Here is a 14,976-nt window from a genome sequence, read left to right as displayed (position 1 = left end):
GCCTAACCTAGGCCGTGGCGTCGACCGAGCGCAGCCGGATCCGCGCAGCCGGATCCGCGTCTCTGCTCAGCGCGCGGCGACGCCCGCGCGGCGCAGCGACATGCCGATCCGCAGGCCGATCGCCGTCCACGCGATCGGTCCGAGAACCGCGAGCGGGAGGTAGATGATCCGCGCCCACAGCGGCAGCTTCTCCAGATCGACGGCGAAGAAGACGACCACCGCGATGATCACGCCGATGATCGCCGCGGAGACGAAGAACCGCCACGCGCCCCAGGCGCGGTACCGGGTGAGGGCGGCGACCCCCTCCTGGATGAGGCCGAACAGCAGCGCTGTGCCGAGGAACCGGGGGAACCAGATCGGGTTGAAGGCGCTGGCGACCAGGGCGGCGAGCACATGCGTGAGCAGGGCGACCAGCGGCCGGCGCAGCACTTCCTGCGCGATGATGCCCGGCAGCACATGCGAGCCCAGCACCAGCCCGTAGGCGAACGGAGCACCTGCGATCACGGGGATCGTCACCCAGCCGGCGGCGGCGCCGAGCAGTCCCGTGGCGACTCCGATGGCGGCGCAGACGAGCAGGATGCGCGTGGGCAGCGGGGAGCGGACGGCGGGCACCCGTCCAGCGTACCGGCGGGATCGGACGCCACGGCCGTGAGTAATCGGGTCAGATCCTCCGGCGTCGCGGCTTGAGATGAACCGGCGGGATCGGCGGAGCGGGGATCCGCTCGTCGCCGTGACCGACCACATGGCCGAAGCGGGCGGATCCCGCCTCCCAGTCCTCGCGCGCCTGCGCGATCTCCTCGTGGCTGCGGGCGGCGAAGTTCCACCACATCACGAGGTCCTGCTCGAAGGGCTCTCCGCCGAGCAGGAAGAGCAGCGCCCCGCCCTCGCTCGCCACCGTGACGGCCTCGCGCGAGTCGCCGAGGAACAGCACGTCGTCGACCTCGAGCGCGGTCTCCGCGAGGTCGGATCCCGCGACACGGGCGTCGCCCATGACGAGCAGCAGCCCGTGCTCCCAGGCCGGGTCGAACGGCAGCACGACGGTCGTGCCCGGTTCCAGGCGGATCTCCGCGCCCACGATCGGGGTGTGGGCGGTCGCGGGGGAGTCGACGCCCGCATACGAGCCCATCACGACCGTGACGTCGGCGTCGGATCCGGTCTCGGCGGGGAGCGCGAGTCCGGGCAGGGACAGGTGCTGCTCGAAGCCGGGGGTCCCGGTCGCGGCGCCGTCGGGCAGCACCACCCAGAGCTGCAGGGCGTCGAGCGGCCCCGCCTCCTCGCCCACCGAGTACTCGGAGTGCGCGATCCCGTTCCCCGCGGTCATGAGGTTGAGCTGCCCGCGGCGCAGCACCACATCGCTGTCGATCGTGTCGCGGTGGCGGATCTCGCCGACGAGCGGCCAGGTCACCGTCTGCAGGCCGATGTGCGGATGCGGCTCGACGCGCATGCGCACCTCGGCGGGCCCGAACCGGTCGAGGAAGCACCAGGCCCCGATCGTCGGCACGTCCTTGCTGGGCAGCACCCGCAGCACGTTCATCGCGCGCACCCCGCCGAGCGGCACCTCGCGCGCCGCGAGCGCGACCGCGCGCGGCCCGTGCAGGCTCATGCCTGCTCCCCGGGCGCCGCGGGGAAGCGCACCTTCGCCCCCGGCACCTCGTGCGTGCGCAGGTACTTGTTGATGTACGGGCAGTACGGCACGATCGTGTCGCCGGTCGCGACGGCGTCGGCGAGCGCCTCCGCGGCGAGCTTCGACGCGAGCCCCTGTCCCTGGAACGCCGGATCCACCTCGGTGTGGACGAACAGGATCGTCCCGGGACGGCGCTGGAACTCGGCGAACCCGGCGAGCGCCCCGTCGCTGGTGATCTCGTAGCGGGACTCGGCCTCGTTCAGGGTCACGGCGATCTCGGGCATGGCGCTCCTCCTGCGGTGTCGTACCGGCTCGGATCCAACCTATGCCCGGATGGCCGCGGCGGGGCCGACGGGGCCGACCGGCTCAGAGGCGTCGGACCTGTGGACAGCTGCCTCCGGTGTCGGCGCCGCTCGTTACGCTGGAGGCATGCCTCAGAACGATCCGCGCGACCCCTTTGCGGATCTGCCGTGGTCCGATGCGCCCCTGGACGACCCCTACGCCGACCTGCCGTTCGCGGAGGAGCCCTGGGACGCCGCGCCCCCGCCCGAGGAGGGCGAGTGGGCCGGATCCCCCGGCGCGGTTCCGCAGGGCAGCTTCCCCGTGCCGGCCGCCGCGGCGACTCCGGCTCCGAGCAGGTATTCCACGCCGCTCGACGCGCTCACCGCGGTCTACGGCTACGACGCGTTCCGCGGGGACCAGGCCGCGATCATCGACCAGATCGTGGGCGGCGGCGACGCGGTCGTGCTCATGCCCACGGGCGGCGGCAAGAGCCTCTGCTATCAGATCCCCGCGCTCGTGCGCGAGGGCACGGGTCTCGTGGTCAGCCCGCTCATCGCGCTCATGCACGACCAGGTCGACGCCCTGCGTGCCAACGGCGTGCGCGCCGCCTACCTGAACTCGACCCAGTCCGCGGCCGACCGCGCCGAGGTCGAGCGCGCGTACCTCGCCGGCGACCTCGACCTCATCTACGTCGCGCCCGAGCGGCTCTCGAACGCGCAGACCGTGGGGCTCCTGCAGCGCGGATCCCTCAGCGTGATCGCGATCGACGAGGCGCACTGCGTGTCGCAGTGGGGTCACGACTTCCGGCCCGACTACCTCGCCCTGGGCGGTCTCGCGGAGCGCTTCCCCGGTGTCCCGCGGATCGCGCTCACCGCCACCGCCACCCGCGAGACGCACCGCGAGATCACCGAGCGGCTGCACCTGCCGCAGGCGAAGCACTTCGTCGCGAGCTTCGACCGGCCCAACATCCAGTACCGGATCGATCCCAAGGTCGAGGTGCGCAAGCAGCTGGTCTCCTTCATCCGGAGTCAGCCCGAGGGGTCCGCGGGCATCGTCTACGCGCTCAGCCGCTCCTCGGTCGAGCAGACCGCCGAATACCTCAGCGCGCAGGGCCTCGACGCGATCCCGTATCACGCAGGCCTCGACGCGGGGACTCGTGCGGCGCACCAGTCCCGATTCCTCCGCGAGGACGGCGTGATCGTGGTCGCCACGATCGCCTTCGGGATGGGGATCGACAAGCCGGACGTGCGCTTCGTCGCCCACGTCGACCTGCCGAAGTCCGTCGAGGGGTACTACCAGGAGACCGGTCGCGCGGGCCGAGACGGCGAGCCCTCGGTCGTGTGGATGGCCTACGGCCTCGGCGACGTCGTGCAGCAGCGTCGCTTCATCCAGCAGGGTGAGGGCGATCGTGCGATCAAGCAGCGGCAGAACCAGCACCTCGACGCGATGCTCGCGCTGTGCGAGACCGTCGACTGCCGCCGGCAGAACCTGCTCGGCTACTTCGGCCAGTCCTCCGAGCCGTGCGGCAACTGCGACACCTGCCTCACCCCGCCGGACAGCTGGGACGGGCTGATCCCCGCACAGAAGCTGCTCTCCACGATCGTGCGGCTGCAGCGCGAGCGCCGCCAGTCCTTCGGCGCCGGGCATCTCATCGACATCCTCCGCGGGGCGTCGACGGAGAAGATCCGCAAGTTCCGGCACGACGAGCTCGCCACCTACGGGATCGGATCCGACCTCACCGACGCGCAGTGGCGCTCGGTCGTGCGGCAGCTGCTCGCGCAGGGGCTCATGCAGGCCCAGGGGGAGTACGGCACACTCGCGGTGAGCGAGACGAGCGGCGGCGTGCTCGCCGGCACGACCGCGGTCAAGCTGCGCCACGATGTCGTCACCCGGGCCGGTGCGCCCGGAGGCGGGCGCTCCGCCAAGAGGAACGCCGCGGAGGCGCTCGCCGAGGGCGATCGCGGCCTGTTCGAGGCGCTGCGGGCGTGGCGCGCGCAGACCGCGCGCGAGCAGGGCGTGCCCGCCTACGTCGTCTTCGGCGACGCGACGCTGCGCGCCCTCGCCGAGCACCGTCCCGCGCGGGCCTCCGACCTGGTCGGCATCAGCGGCATCGGCGAGAAGAAGCGCGAGGCCTACGGCGAGGCCGTGCTCGAGGTCATCGCGGCCGAGGGCTGAGCCGCCGGGACGGGATCACGCGAACGGCCCATCCTGTGGAGAGCCGACAAGCGCGCGGATCCTCGTCGGCCCGAACCATTGGGGGATCCCCACAGCCGCCTTCGCCCTGCGTTGTGTCAGACCTACCATGAAGGCATCCCCGAAACCTCACGAGAGGATCCTCATGGTCGACGCCGCCCTTCGGACGAACACCGCGAACAGCACCCCGGACAACACCGCGACGCGCATCGACGTCGACGCGGTCGGCGACCTGCTGCTCGGCACCTGGGCGGACACCCGCCGCGAGGCCCGCGAGATGATCAAGGATCCGGCGTTCTGGCGCGACGACTCGCTCGGCAAGGACGAGCACCGCGAGCGCGTGCTCAGCCAGCTGCACCTGCTCGTGCAGAACCGCGCCGTGCACCGCGCGTTCCCGAAGCGCCTCGGCGGCGAGGAGAACAACGGCGGCAACATCGCCGGGTTCGAGGAGCTCGTCGTCGCGGACCCGAGCCTGCAGATCAAGTCGGGCGTGCAGTGGGGACTGTTCGGATCCGCCGTCCTGCAGCTCGGCACCGCCGAGCACCACGACCGCTGGCTCCCCGGCATCATGAGCCTGGAGATCCCCGGCGCCTTCGCGATGACGGAGATCGGGCACGGCTCCGACGTCGCCTCGATCGGCACCACGGCGACCTACGATCCCGAGACCGAGGAATTCGTGATCAACACGCCGTTCCGCGCGGCGACCAAGGAGTTCCTCGGCAACGCGGCGCTGCACGGGATCGCCGCGACCGTGTTCGCGCAGCTCATCACGAACGGCGTGAACCACGGCGTGCACTGCTTCTACGTGCCGCTGCGCGGCGAGGACGGCGTGGATCTGCCCGGCATCGGCCGCGAGGACGACGGCCTCAAGGGCGGGCTGAACGGCATCGACAACGGCCGGCTCAGCTTCGACCACGTGCGCATCCCGCGGACGAACCTGCTGAACCGCTACGGCGACGTCGCGCCGGACGGCACCTACTCGAGCGCGATCGACAGCCCCGGCCGCCGGTTCTTCACCATGCTCGGCACGCTCGTGCAGGGCCGCGTCTCGCTCGACGGCGCCTCGTCCTGGGCCTCCGCACTGGGCCTCTACATCGCGATCACCTACGCCACGCAGCGCCGGCAGTTCAACGGGGCCGACGGCTCGGAGACCACGCTGCTCGACTACGGCAAGCACCAGCGCCGTCTCCTGCCCCGCCTCGCGACGACGTACGCGCAGCTGTTCGCGCACGACGAGTTCCTGCAGAAGTTCGACGGCGTCTTCTCCGGCCGCACCGACACCCCGCAGGACCGCGAGGACCTGGAGACCCTGGCCGCCGCGCTCAAGCCGCTGTCCACCTGGCATGCCCTCGACACCCTGCAGGAGTGCCGCGAGGCGTGCGGCGGCGCGGGCTTCATGTTCGAGAACCGCTTCGTGGGGCTGCGCGCCGACCTCGACATCTACGTGACGTTCGAGGGCGACAACAACATCCTGCTGCAGCTCGTCGGCAAGCGCCTGCTCACCGACTATGCGAAGCAGTTCAAGGGCAAGGACGCCGCCGCGCTCGCGAAGTACGCCGTCGGGCAGACCGCGGGCCGGGTGTTCCACGGGGCGGGACTGCGCCAGTTCGGGCAGGCCGTCGCCGACCTCGGATCCACGGCCCGCTCCGTCGAGAACGGCCTGCGGGCCGAGCAGCAGCACGAGCTGCTCACCGACCGCGTGCAGCAGATGGTGGCCGACATCGCGGGCCGGCTGCGTGCGGCCGGCAAGGACAAGGTGCTCGGCGAGAAGCTGTTCAACGAGAACCAGGCCGAGCTCATCGAGGCGGCCCGCGCGCACGGCGAGCTGCTGCAGTGGGAGGCGTTCACCGACGCCCTGGGCCGGGTGCAGGACGAGGACAGCAAGGCCGTGCTCACCTGGCTGCGCGACCTCTTCGGCCTGCAGCTCGTGGAGAAGCACCTCGCGTGGTACCTCATCAACGGGCGGCTCTCGGCCCAGCGCGCGGCCTCGGTCTCGCGCTACATCGACCGGCTCTGCGCGCGTCTGCGCCCGCACGCCCTCGACCTCGTGAACGCCTTCGGCTACGAACCGGAGCACGTGCGCGCGCCCCTCGCGTCCGGTGCGGAGCAGGTCCGCCAGGATGAGGCCCGCGCCTACTACGCCGACCTCAAGGCCTCGGGTGACGCCCCGGTCGACGAGAAGGCTCTGAAAAAGGCCCGCCAGCTGTAAGCCGGGTTCCGCTGCGGCCTGTTCTTCGCCGAGGATCCGGATCTTCACTCCCGGGGTCGTCGAGCGAGCACCGAGCGCAGCGAGGAGCGAGACGAAACGCGGTGCCCTCGTGAGAGCACCGCGTTTCGTCTCGGTCGCCGTCGGCGTCCTCGCTCAACGACCCCGACGGGCGTTTCACATTCCGGCGACGCGCTCCGCGAGATGGTCGGCGAGCGGGGCGTCGGTCGCGAGCACCACGCGTACGGTCGCGTCCGCGTGGTCGCGGGCGCCCTGGCGCTGGCCGCGCAGGTCGAACACGGTCTGCCCGCGGCCGGGACCGTCGGTCGTGTCGACCACGGCCGGCACGGCGGGGGCGACCGTCGGGCGCACCCGGCCCACCGCGATCGCCGCGGCGAGCGGGTCGTGCAGGGCGCTGCAGCGGCGGCCGTAGGTCGCACGATAGAACTCCATGTAGAAGTCGAGCATCGCCGCGACGGCACGCGCCACGGGAGATCCCGAGGCGGCCAGCAGGTCGCGGTGCGACTCCTCGAACACGTTCTCCATGGTCACGTCGAGCGGCACGACGACGACGGGCCAGCCCGCGGCGAAGACCGCATCCGCGGCCTCGGGGTCGTTGCCGATGTTCGCCTCTGCCAGCGCCGTGATGTTGCCGGGGACCAGCGCCGCGCCGCCCATGAGCGTCACCCGTGCGACGCGGGAGGGGAGGGTCGGATCCTGCGCGAGCGCGGCCGCGAGGTTCGTGAGCGGGCCGACCGCGAGCACTTCGAGGGATCCGGCGTGCTCGTGCGAGAGCCGGATGAGCAGGTCGGCCGCGGAGCCGTCCTCGACCGCGCGGGCGGGCTCGGGCAGAGCCACCCCGCCCACGCCGTCGTCGCCGTGCACGTGCGGCGCACCGCCGTCGTACCCGTGGGTGAGGAAGTCGTGCCGTCCCACCGCCACCGGCACATCGTCGCGCTCGGCGAGGGAGAGCAGACCCAGCGTGTTGCGGGCGGCCTGGGCCGCCGTGGTGTTGCCGCTGACCGTCCCGATCCCGCGGAGTGCGATCTCGGGCGACGCCAGCAGATACGCCAGGGCGAGCGAGTCGTCGATGCCGGTGTCGCAGTCGAAGTACAGCGGGGCGGGGGTGTCGGTCATCGGATCCTCCTCGGGATGCGGACGGGGTGCGGGTGGGACGCCGGCGGACCGGGCGGTCGGCGGGCGGGGGTCAGTCGGTCTTGGGCATCAGGAACAGGCTCGCGATGAGGGCGAGCACGCTGATGCCCACAGAGATCCAGAGTGCCAGGACGAAGTCGCCCGACATGACGAACGGCGCGACGATCGCGATGCCGAGGCTCGCGCCGAAGCCGAAAGCCGTGCCGTTCATGCTCGGCAGGATCGCGGGAGCATCGCTCGGGGACTGCAGCACCCCGAGGCCGTTCGTCGTCGTGAGCACGACGCCGTTGTAGGCGACGCCGAGCACCGCGAACATCGCGAACACGGTCCACGGGCTGAACGGGAACAGCGCGACCACGACGAGCGCCGCGATCGAGAGCACGAGGCCGAGGCGCAGCATCCGGATCCAGCCGAAGCGGCCCGCGAGCCAGCCGGACAGCGGGGCGGCGGCGAGGCCGATCAGCGCGGGCGGGGTGAGGTAGAGCAGGGCCGAGGTCGACGCGTTCACGCCGTAGCCGACGGACTGGTTCTGGCTGAGGATCACGATCGTGAAGTTGATCACGGCGAACACGCTCGACAGGGTCAGCACGGTGACGGCGATGACCGGCCACACCTGGCGAGAGCGCAGGTGCTGCACCGCGACGAGCGGCGTGCGCCGGCGCTTCTCGATCGCGACGAACGCGACCAGTGTGACGACCGTGCCGGCGAGGAAGAGCAGCGTGAGCGGGGCGAACCAGCCCTGGCCGGATCCGGTCGAGACGAAGTAGGTGAGGCAGATCAGTCCGAGCGAGAGCGCGGCGGCGCCCCACCAGTCCATACGTCCGGTCGAGGAGGGGGTGCCGTCGCGCGGGACGGCGAGCGCCACGCTCACGATCGCGATCACGGCGACCGCGAGGATCACGACGAAGAGGGAGCGGAAGCCGAACGCATCGGCGAGCAGGCCTCCGATCCAGCCGTCGACGCCGCCCACGCCGCCGTTGATCGCCGTGAGGATCCCGAGCACGGTGGGGAAGACCGCGGCGGCCAGGGTCTCGGAGAGGATCACGTAGGAGATCTGGAAGGCGGCGCTCGACGCGCCCTGCAGGACCCGGCCCAGCAGCAGCACGGGGAGGTTCGGGGAGAAGAGGCAGAGCACCGTGCCGAGCACGATGAGCCCGAGCACGATCATCAGGGCGCGCTTGCGGCCGATGAAGTCGCTCCACCGCGCGAGCACGATGCCGCCGACCGCACCGGCGAGGAAGAACAGCGAGGAGACCTGGGAGACGGCGTCCATCGGGGCGCCGAGCTGCTTCGCGATGTCGGGAAGGGCGGGGCTGATCATGCTCGAGTTCAGCTGGAAGGCGACGACCGTGAGGATCAGGGTCGCCACGAGCAGGACCGAGCGGCCACCGCGGATCGGCGCGGGGCGGTCGAGCGCCGCGGGTGCGGGGGAGAGCTGCACAGTGACTCCTTCGTCAAGGAAGGGAGCATCGCTCCCTCGGGTTATATGATGTTATACCTCTGAGGTAGAACATCTGCAAGTAGGTGCTTCCGTGCTTGAATGAACGGCGAGCGCAGCCCGATCCCGAGGCCTGGCAGGCGGTGGAGGAGATCCGATGACGGACGTCGAGCAGTTCCTGGCCCGGCCGCTGACCGCCCCGGTGGGCCAGCCGCTGCGCGTGGCCGTGTACTCCCGCCTCGCGGAGGGGATCCGCTCCGGCGTCTTCTCCCTCGGATCCGCCCTGCCGCGCGAGACCGAGCTCGGCGTCTCACTGGGTGTTTCGCGCACGGTCGTGCGGGAGGCCCTCATGCTGCTCGAGGAGGACGGCCTCATCCTCACCCGGCGCGGGATCGGTCGCTTCGTCGCGGAGGACCTCCCCACCGTCGGCCTCGAAGAGCTGCGCCCCCTCGAGGCGGCGCTCGCCGAGGGCGGCGAGGACGTCGGCGTCCGACAGCTCGAGTTCGTCGTGCAGCCCACCACGGACTACGTGTCGGGCCACCTGGGCCTCGACGACGCGGCGAACACCTGGTTCCGGGAGAGCGTGATCGAGCGGGCCGGGGAGCCCATCGCGATCCTGCAGGAGCACCTTCCCGCGGGGCGATACCTGAGCGACGCGAGCCCGCAGATCGCGGCCGTGCTGGAGGAGGCGACGGGCGACCCGACGAGTCTCATGACGGCTCTCGCGGCCCGCGGCGCCGTCTTCGGCGCGGGGGTGTGCGAGATCACGGTCAATGTGGTCGGCCGCACCCGCGGCGTGCTGCTCGGCCTCACACCGGGGGATCCCGTGCTCATCCTCACCCAGACCGTCTCCTCGGGCGGCGTCCCCGTCTACCTCGCCAAGTGCATCGTCTCCGGGAAGGCGGGCGTCCTCTCGGTCGTGCAGACCGCGCAGTGACCGTCCCGCCCCCGGCCCTTCAGGAACTGGAGCCCTCATGACCGCACCGCTCGCGCTCGCCGTCGTCGGCAGCATCAACGTCGACCTCACCGCCCGCACCGCCCGGCTGCCGGAGCCCGGGGAGACCATCGGCGGCGGACGCCTGTCCCGCGAGGCCGGCGGCAAGGGCGCCAACCAGGCCGCCGCGGCCGCCCGCCTGGGCGCCGCGGTGCGGATGGTCGGCGCGGTCGGCTCCGATGCCGATGGCGCCTGGATGATCGAGGAGCTCGCCGCGGCCGGCGTCGACACGCACGCGGTGCGCCGCGGAGCGGAGCCCACCGGCGTCGCGCTCATCGTCGTGGACGCGGAGGGCGAGAACCAGATCGCCGTGTGCGAGGGCGCCAATGGCGAGGTGGCCCTGGACGGGATCGCCTTCGGATCCGAGGAGGCCGTGCTCGCACAGCTGGAGATCTCGATGGAGGTGATCGCCGCGCTCGCCGTGGCTGCGCGCGGGTACTTCGCCGTCAACGCCGCCCCCGCGATCGAGCTGCCCGCGGCCGTCGTCGAGCGCGCCGACCTCATCATCGTGAACGAGACCGAGTACGCGCTGCTGCCGGCCCTGCGCACCGCGCGCCGGGTCGCCGTGACCTATGGGGGCGAGGGCGCGAAGCTCTTCGAGCACGGGGAGCTCGTCGCATCCGCCCCCGCCGTGAAGACGACCGTCGTGAACAGCGTCGGCGCGGGAGACGCGTTCTGCGCCGCCCTCACGATCGGGCTCGCCTCGGGCATCACCGCACAGCGGGCGCTGTCGGCGGCCTGCGCGGTGGGCGCCGCGGCGGTCGCCGATCCGCGGTCGCAGCCGCTGCTCGCCGGGCTCGAGGAGTACCTGCCTGCGGAATGAGCCGGGTGTCGGCGCCCGCCCCTAGCCTGTAGTCATGACGATGTCCCTCGCCGATGACCTTCCGCGCTGCGCCTGGGCGGGTGACGATCCCGAGTACCGCCGCTACCACGACGAGGAGTGGGGCCGGCCGCTGCACGGCGACCGCGCGCTCTTCGAGAAGATGTCTCTCGAGGGATTCCAGGCGGGGCTCAGCTGGATCACGATCCTGCGCAAGCGTCCGCGGTTCCGCGAGGTCTTCCGGGGATTCGATCCCGTGGTCGTCGCGGAGTTCGGCGAGGACGACATCGCCCGGCTCCTGGCCGACGCCGGCATCGTCCGCAACCGCGCGAAGATCGAGGCGACGATCGGCAACGCCGCCCTCGTGCGGGAGATGGCGGACGGCGAGCTCGACGCGCTCATGTGGTCGTTCGCCCCGGCCGCCGTCGGCGCGCGCCCTCGGTCCATGTCCGATGTTCCGGCGGTGACGGCGGAGTCCGAGGCGATGAGCAAGGCGCTGCGCAAGCGCGGGTTCCGCTTCGTCGGCCCCACCACGATGTATGCGCTCATGCAGTCGGCCGGCATGGTCGACGATCACCTCGAGGGGTGCTGGCGCGCGGCATAGCGCCGCCCGGGGGGCGCCATCCACGCCGCCCCGGGTTCTGACGCTGGCGTCAGAACCCGTGCGCGTGAGCGAACTCCGTGAGCTTTCCGTCCGTGCCGTCTCCGCCGTAGAAGGTCGACGTCCGCAGCTCCAGGGTGTCGGTGAAGCCGTTGTCGCCGGGGACGGTGATCTCGAGGGGATAGGTCCCGCCGAACGCGGGGATGCGAGGCACGGTGCCGCCGGCCGCCCAGCCCCGGGCCTCCCGGAACGCGGCGCTGACGTCGACGCCGTGGATCCGGTACTCGGTGTTCGCGGGGAGCAGCTGGACACCGGTCGCATCGAGTCCGAACTGCTCCTTCGGCACGACGATCGCGTAGTCCGCAGGCTGCTTCTCGGGCTCGGCGGTCAGGCGGAGCTCGAAGGTGTCGGTGCGCTTGGCGCCGGCGAGCTCGTAGGTCACAGACGCGGTGGCCTTCTTTTCGTCCTTCGACACCGTGACGTCGTCGAGCGACAGGATCTTCGGACGATCCTCGACCTGCGCGTAGACATCCGGCGTCAGCAGCAGGGACAAGGGCTTGCCGGGACTCAGGTCCGTCGCGGGATCGGTCAGCACCGCCTTCGGGTCCACGTCACCGGCGGCGAGCAGGGAGAAGAAGAGGTTGCCCGACGCACGCACGCCGTCGGCCGCGCTGAACAGCGACTCCGACGGCGTGCGCGTGGGCACGGGTTCCGTGGCCGCTGTGCACCCGCTCAGGGCGAGCCCGAGGACGACCGCGGCGGCGGGGATCAGGGTACGACGACGAAGGAGAGCCACAGCCGCTCAGATCGTCGCCGTCGGCCACGCACCGCTGGGGAACCCGGTGAGATTCCCCATGTCCTGCTTGAGCTGATCGGCGACCTTCTTCGAATCGGTGAAGTTCTTGCCGAGCTGCTCGGCGAGGTCCACGCCGAGACGTGCCAGGTTGGTGCAGAGCGTGATGATCTTCGGGACGATGTCCAGCCACTTCAGCGGATCGGCCGAGATGAACTCGGACGCGGCATCGACCTGATCGATGAAATAGGTGATCAGGCGGGCGCCGAACGAGATCCAGGCATCCAGGATCTTCTTGGCGTAGTCCGCCAGGAAATTCATCATCGAGTCGGTGTACCCCTGCAGCGTGTCGAGGGCCATGCGCTGGCGCCCGGCGAGATCGCTGTAGCCGTCTCCGGTCGATCCCTTCCACGTGGTGTCGGCTTTCAGGTACTCCGCAGTGACGGTCGTCTTGGACGACGAGATCTTCTGCTTGGCGGTGAGCCAGTCGTCGCGCTTGGAGTACATCGCGAAGGGATTGCCCGGGCTGAGGTAGTCGGCGACAGACGCCCAGAACTCGTTCCACTTCTTGATGGCCTCGTCGAGCTTCTTCGACACCTCGCTCATCGCGTCCGAGAACCAGTCCAGGAACTTGTCCCAGAGCGAGATGTCGTCCTTCTTGGTGTTGTAGGTGGAGACGCATGAGTTGAGCTGCGTCGCGTTCTCGCTGATTCCACCGTTGATGTTCGAGATGAGGGAGTTGAACGAGCCCTCATCGGTCGGGGTGACGAATGGTCCTACCACGATGTCCTCTCAGGTTTCGGTCGTCGGTGCGGGGCTCAGCCGCGGTCCAGCTGCCATTGCGCGTACCCGTCGGCCTCTTCATATCGCTTCTTGGTCTCCGCGAGCTTGGTCGAGATCTGCTGAAACACGTCCGGGGCCGCCGCGGCCAACCCGTGGATCGTGCTGTGCGCCGAGTTGTAGTTGTCCTCGGCCCCGATCATGTGCCCGACGCCGTCCATCTGATAGCGAACAAGCGCGCAGCTCTCGATGGTCGTCACGACCGTCTTGAACGTCGCGGAGAGGTCGCTCCAGGCGAGGGAGTCCTTCGCGAGATCGTCCAGCGCTGCCTTGTAGTCCTCGTAGCTCATTCGTCTTCTCCGCTTTCCTGCTGCGACTGGTGGGGCGACGATGCGGGGATCATCATCAGACCCCGCGCACCGATCGCGTGACCCCGGCCAAGGCGGGCAGATCATCCATCACGGCGGCGCGACGCTCGCCGAGCCAGTTGCGTGCACGGCCGAGAAGCTCGAGGATCTCGGCGGCGATCTCGCGTTCGGACACGAACTGGACGTTCATCTTGTCGACGACGAGGCTCTGCGGCGACCCGCCGAGGATCTCGAGTGTCACGTTGCCGCTGGGGCTCCGCAGCGTCGTCGATTCCCGGGCCGCCGACTGCACCGCATCGCGGTAGCGTGCGAACTCGGAGAACGCCGACAGAAGGTCCTCGAGCTGGACGCCCATGCTGCTCATGTCCAGCGAGTCCGCGCTGGGCGACGGCATGTCCGTCACCGACCGGGGATCCTGCGGGGCGTGCTGCAGCCCCTCGTCCTCGAGGTCGGAAATCGTCTGCAGCCGTGACACCGCGCTCGCTCGATTCAGCCGGAGCACGAGCGGGCCGAGATCCTCGGGCGCCACCCGTCTCCACCACGATGGCGCGATCCGCAGCGTCGCGAGTTCGCCTTCCGCGTCGACGGACACGTGCACCGTGTCGGTCTCGTCGGAGATGAGCCACAGATCCGGAACGTCGCTCAGCGTGGTGGCGATCCGCTCCTCGATCGTCTCCGGCGCCGTCATGACTCGCTCCACATCCGACGCACCGCGCGTGCGGCGTCGGTGAATCCCTCGTTGGCGAGCGTGGTGTTCCTCTGCGCGCGATCGAGTTCGGTGTGCAGCTCGCCCATGCGCTTGTTCCAGTCGGCCTGCGCTCGTGCGTACGCGCGCTGCGCTTCGCCGCTCCACTGGCTCGACAACAGGTCGAGCGCTGTCTCCAGGTCGGCCAGGGTGCGCGTCATTCCACTGTGGGCCTTGACCATCTCCCCCACGAGCAGCTCGATCCGTGCACCGCCGACTTCGACTTCTCCGGTCATCATCTCGCCTTCCGCGTCACTCCGGGACAGGGCCCTGAGTGATTGCCCTCGTCATGCTAATCGGAGCGCGCGCGTGCCGCGATGGGGAGAACTCCCCATCGCGCTGAGTGATCGCCGAGCTCTGCGGATCACGTCGCCGAAGCAGGATCCGCGTCCGGCTTCCGGTACACGCGACGCATGTGGTCGCTCGTGAGGAAGTCGGCGATGCCGATCATGATGAGGCTGAAGACGATCTGCTCGGTGACCATCCAGGCCGGGTATAGACCGGGGATCGCGGCCATCACGAGCGTGATGACGGGGAAGATCTGCGCGAACAGTCGCAGCCGCTGATAGGCCCAGCGCCAGCCGAGCGCCGCGCGCCAGGCGAAGTAGAAGAGCGTGGCGGTCATCGCGAGCACGATGAGCGCGCGCATCCAGACGGCGAACGGCACGGCGGCGATCGATCCGGCCTGTACCGCGATCACGACCGCGATCACGACCGCGGCGAGGCCGATGAGGAGCTCGACGGCGAGCAGCCAGAACACCCAGCGGAAGGCGCGGACGGTGCGGTGGTGGTCGCGATCGCTTTCGACGATCTTCTCGTGCGCGTTGCGGCCGCCGGCGATGCGGTCGAGGCGGAGCAGCAGCGGCTCCACGCGGCGCAGCACAGGGTCGAGGAACATGCTTCGAGCGTACGGTCCCGGCCTGTGCGAAGAGCCGGATCCGGGGCCTTCGGCGGGGAAATCGATCGAAGGACGGAGG

At 70.4% G+C, this 14,976-nt stretch carries 16 protein-coding genes; 5 read left to right on the top strand and 11 right to left on the bottom strand.

The features are described 5' to 3' along the window. Positions 1-66: 66 nt before the first annotated feature. The 3 genes from ACIPY5_RS11745 to ACIPY5_RS11735 are packed head-to-tail and all read right to left on the bottom strand — an operon-like array spanning position 67 to position 1,908. Positions 67-612, bottom strand: a complete 546-nt coding sequence (locus ACIPY5_RS11745; RefSeq protein ID WP_309339912.1) for an ECF transporter S component — start codon at positions 610-612, stop codon at positions 67-69. 49 nt (positions 613-661) lie between these two features. Further along, positions 662-1,603 carry a pirin family protein gene (locus ACIPY5_RS11740; protein WP_400970792.1) on the bottom strand — a complete coding sequence of 314 codons (942 nt, stop codon included), beginning with the start codon at positions 1,601-1,603 and terminating at the stop codon, positions 662-664. Beyond that, positions 1,600-1,908 (bottom strand): GNAT family N-acetyltransferase, encoded by a 309-nt coding sequence (locus ACIPY5_RS11735; RefSeq protein ID WP_400970789.1) that lies wholly within the window; start codon positions 1,906-1,908, stop codon positions 1,600-1,602. The genes ACIPY5_RS11740 and ACIPY5_RS11735 overlap by 4 nt, the downstream gene beginning before the upstream one ends. Positions 1,909-2,053: 145 nt before the next feature. Between ACIPY5_RS11735 and recQ the strand changes: the two genes are divergently transcribed. Beyond that, on the top strand, positions 2,054-4,081 hold the full coding sequence (recQ, locus tag ACIPY5_RS11730; protein ID WP_400970786.1) for a DNA helicase RecQ: 2,028 nt from the start codon (positions 2,054-2,056) through the stop codon (positions 4,079-4,081). Positions 4,082-4,244: 163 nt separating this feature from the next. Next, positions 4,245-6,308 (top strand): acyl-CoA dehydrogenase, encoded by a 2,064-nt coding sequence (locus ACIPY5_RS11725; RefSeq protein WP_400970784.1) that lies wholly within the window; start codon positions 4,245-4,247, stop codon positions 6,306-6,308. A 174-nt stretch (positions 6,309-6,482) separates the two neighbouring features. Here the strand turns inward: ACIPY5_RS11725 and ACIPY5_RS11720 are convergent, their stop codons facing one another. Together ACIPY5_RS11720 and ACIPY5_RS11715 are read right to left on the bottom strand one after the other, a co-directional pair. Next, positions 6,483-7,442, bottom strand: a complete 960-nt coding sequence (locus ACIPY5_RS11720) for a nucleoside hydrolase (protein WP_309339920.1) — start codon at positions 7,440-7,442, stop codon at positions 6,483-6,485. A 70-nt stretch (positions 7,443-7,512) separates the two neighbouring features. Continuing rightward, the gene (locus tag ACIPY5_RS11715) at positions 7,513-8,901 is read right to left on the bottom strand and encodes an MFS transporter (RefSeq protein ID WP_400970780.1); all 1,389 of its coding nucleotides are present in this window, start codon (positions 8,899-8,901) and stop codon (positions 7,513-7,515) included. 154 nt (positions 8,902-9,055) lie between these two features. On the opposite strand from ACIPY5_RS11715, the gene ACIPY5_RS11710 reads away from it, so the two are divergent. The 3 genes from ACIPY5_RS11710 to ACIPY5_RS11700 are packed head-to-tail and all read left to right on the top strand — an operon-like array spanning position 9,056 to position 11,316. Next, complete coding sequence (locus ACIPY5_RS11710) at positions 9,056-9,835, top strand: GntR family transcriptional regulator (RefSeq protein ID WP_309339923.1); 780 nt, start codon at positions 9,056-9,058, stop codon at positions 9,833-9,835. A gap of 37 nt (positions 9,836-9,872) precedes the next feature. Next, complete coding sequence (locus ACIPY5_RS11705) at positions 9,873-10,715, top strand: PfkB family carbohydrate kinase (protein ID WP_400970777.1); 843 nt, start codon at positions 9,873-9,875, stop codon at positions 10,713-10,715. Between the two features lie 34 nt (positions 10,716-10,749). Beyond that, positions 10,750-11,316 (top strand): DNA-3-methyladenine glycosylase I, encoded by a 567-nt coding sequence (locus ACIPY5_RS11700; RefSeq protein ID WP_400970774.1) that lies wholly within the window; start codon positions 10,750-10,752, stop codon positions 11,314-11,316. A 49-nt stretch (positions 11,317-11,365) separates the two neighbouring features. Here the strand turns inward: ACIPY5_RS11700 and ACIPY5_RS11695 are convergent, their stop codons facing one another. The 6 genes from ACIPY5_RS11695 to ACIPY5_RS11670 all read right to left on the bottom strand — a co-directional run bounded on the left by ACIPY5_RS11695 (position 11,366) and on the right by ACIPY5_RS11670 (position 14,897). Next, positions 11,366-12,109 carry a hypothetical protein gene (locus tag ACIPY5_RS11695; protein WP_400970771.1) on the bottom strand — a complete coding sequence of 248 codons (744 nt, stop codon included), beginning with the start codon at positions 12,107-12,109 and terminating at the stop codon, positions 11,366-11,368. Between the two features lie 6 nt (positions 12,110-12,115). Then, positions 12,116-12,889 (bottom strand): hypothetical protein, encoded by a 774-nt coding sequence (locus ACIPY5_RS11690; RefSeq protein WP_400970768.1) that lies wholly within the window; start codon positions 12,887-12,889, stop codon positions 12,116-12,118. Between the two features lie 35 nt (positions 12,890-12,924). Beyond that, positions 12,925-13,236, bottom strand: coding sequence for a hypothetical protein (locus ACIPY5_RS11685; RefSeq protein ID WP_400970765.1), 312 nt, complete (start codon positions 13,234-13,236; stop codon positions 12,925-12,927). Positions 13,237-13,291: 55 nt separating this feature from the next. Continuing rightward, on the bottom strand, positions 13,292-13,942 hold the full coding sequence (locus tag ACIPY5_RS11680; RefSeq protein ID WP_400970762.1) for a hypothetical protein: 651 nt from the start codon (positions 13,940-13,942) through the stop codon (positions 13,292-13,294). Continuing rightward, entirely contained in the window at positions 13,939-14,235 is a 297-nt protein-coding gene (locus ACIPY5_RS11675; RefSeq protein WP_400970759.1) for a WXG100 family type VII secretion target, read from the bottom strand. The genes ACIPY5_RS11680 and ACIPY5_RS11675 overlap by 4 nt, the downstream gene beginning before the upstream one ends. 128 nt (positions 14,236-14,363) lie before the next feature. Next, positions 14,364-14,897 carry a hypothetical protein gene (locus ACIPY5_RS11670; protein WP_400970756.1) on the bottom strand — a complete coding sequence of 178 codons (534 nt, stop codon included), beginning with the start codon at positions 14,895-14,897 and terminating at the stop codon, positions 14,364-14,366. Positions 14,898-14,976: the final 79 nt, after the last annotated feature.

It is taken from the genome of Microbacterium sp. NPDC089698, from assembly GCF_044749045.1.
Classification (GTDB): Bacteria; Actinomycetota; Actinomycetes; order Actinomycetales; family Microbacteriaceae; genus Microbacterium.
This window is presented reverse-complemented; position numbering and strand designations above follow the sequence as displayed.

What these genes read in the sequence shown, in the direction of transcription:
- ACIPY5_RS11740 (WP_400970792.1), bottom strand. Translation starts at nt 1,603, where the DNA reads ATGAGCCTGCACGGGCCGCGCGCGGTCGCGCTCGCGGCGCGCGAGGTG.
- ACIPY5_RS11735 (WP_400970789.1), bottom strand. Translation starts at nt 1,908, where the DNA reads ATGCCCGAGATCGCCGTGACCCTGAACGAGGCCGAGTCCCGCTACGAG.
- recQ (WP_400970786.1), top strand. Translation starts at nt 2,054, where the DNA reads ATGCCTCAGAACGATCCGCGCGACCCCTTTGCGGATCTGCCGTGGTCC.
- ACIPY5_RS11725 (WP_400970784.1), top strand. Translation starts at nt 4,245, where the DNA reads ATGGTCGACGCCGCCCTTCGGACGAACACCGCGAACAGCACCCCGGAC.
- ACIPY5_RS11720 (WP_309339920.1), bottom strand. Translation starts at nt 7,442, where the DNA reads ATGACCGACACCCCCGCCCCGCTGTACTTCGACTGCGACACCGGCATC.
- ACIPY5_RS11710 (WP_309339923.1), top strand. Translation starts at nt 9,056, where the DNA reads ATGACGGACGTCGAGCAGTTCCTGGCCCGGCCGCTGACCGCCCCGGTG.
- ACIPY5_RS11705 (WP_400970777.1), top strand. Translation starts at nt 9,873, where the DNA reads ATGACCGCACCGCTCGCGCTCGCCGTCGTCGGCAGCATCAACGTCGAC.
- ACIPY5_RS11700 (WP_400970774.1), top strand. Translation starts at nt 10,750, where the DNA reads ATGACGATGTCCCTCGCCGATGACCTTCCGCGCTGCGCCTGGGCGGGT.
- ACIPY5_RS11685 (WP_400970765.1), bottom strand. Translation starts at nt 13,236, where the DNA reads ATGAGCTACGAGGACTACAAGGCAGCGCTGGACGATCTCGCGAAGGAC.
- ACIPY5_RS11680 (WP_400970762.1), bottom strand. Translation starts at nt 13,942, where the DNA reads ATGACGGCGCCGGAGACGATCGAGGAGCGGATCGCCACCACGCTGAGC.
- ACIPY5_RS11675 (WP_400970759.1), bottom strand. Translation starts at nt 14,235, where the DNA reads ATGACCGGAGAAGTCGAAGTCGGCGGTGCACGGATCGAGCTGCTCGTG.
- ACIPY5_RS11670 (WP_400970756.1), bottom strand. Translation starts at nt 14,897, where the DNA reads ATGTTCCTCGACCCTGTGCTGCGCCGCGTGGAGCCGCTGCTGCTCCGC.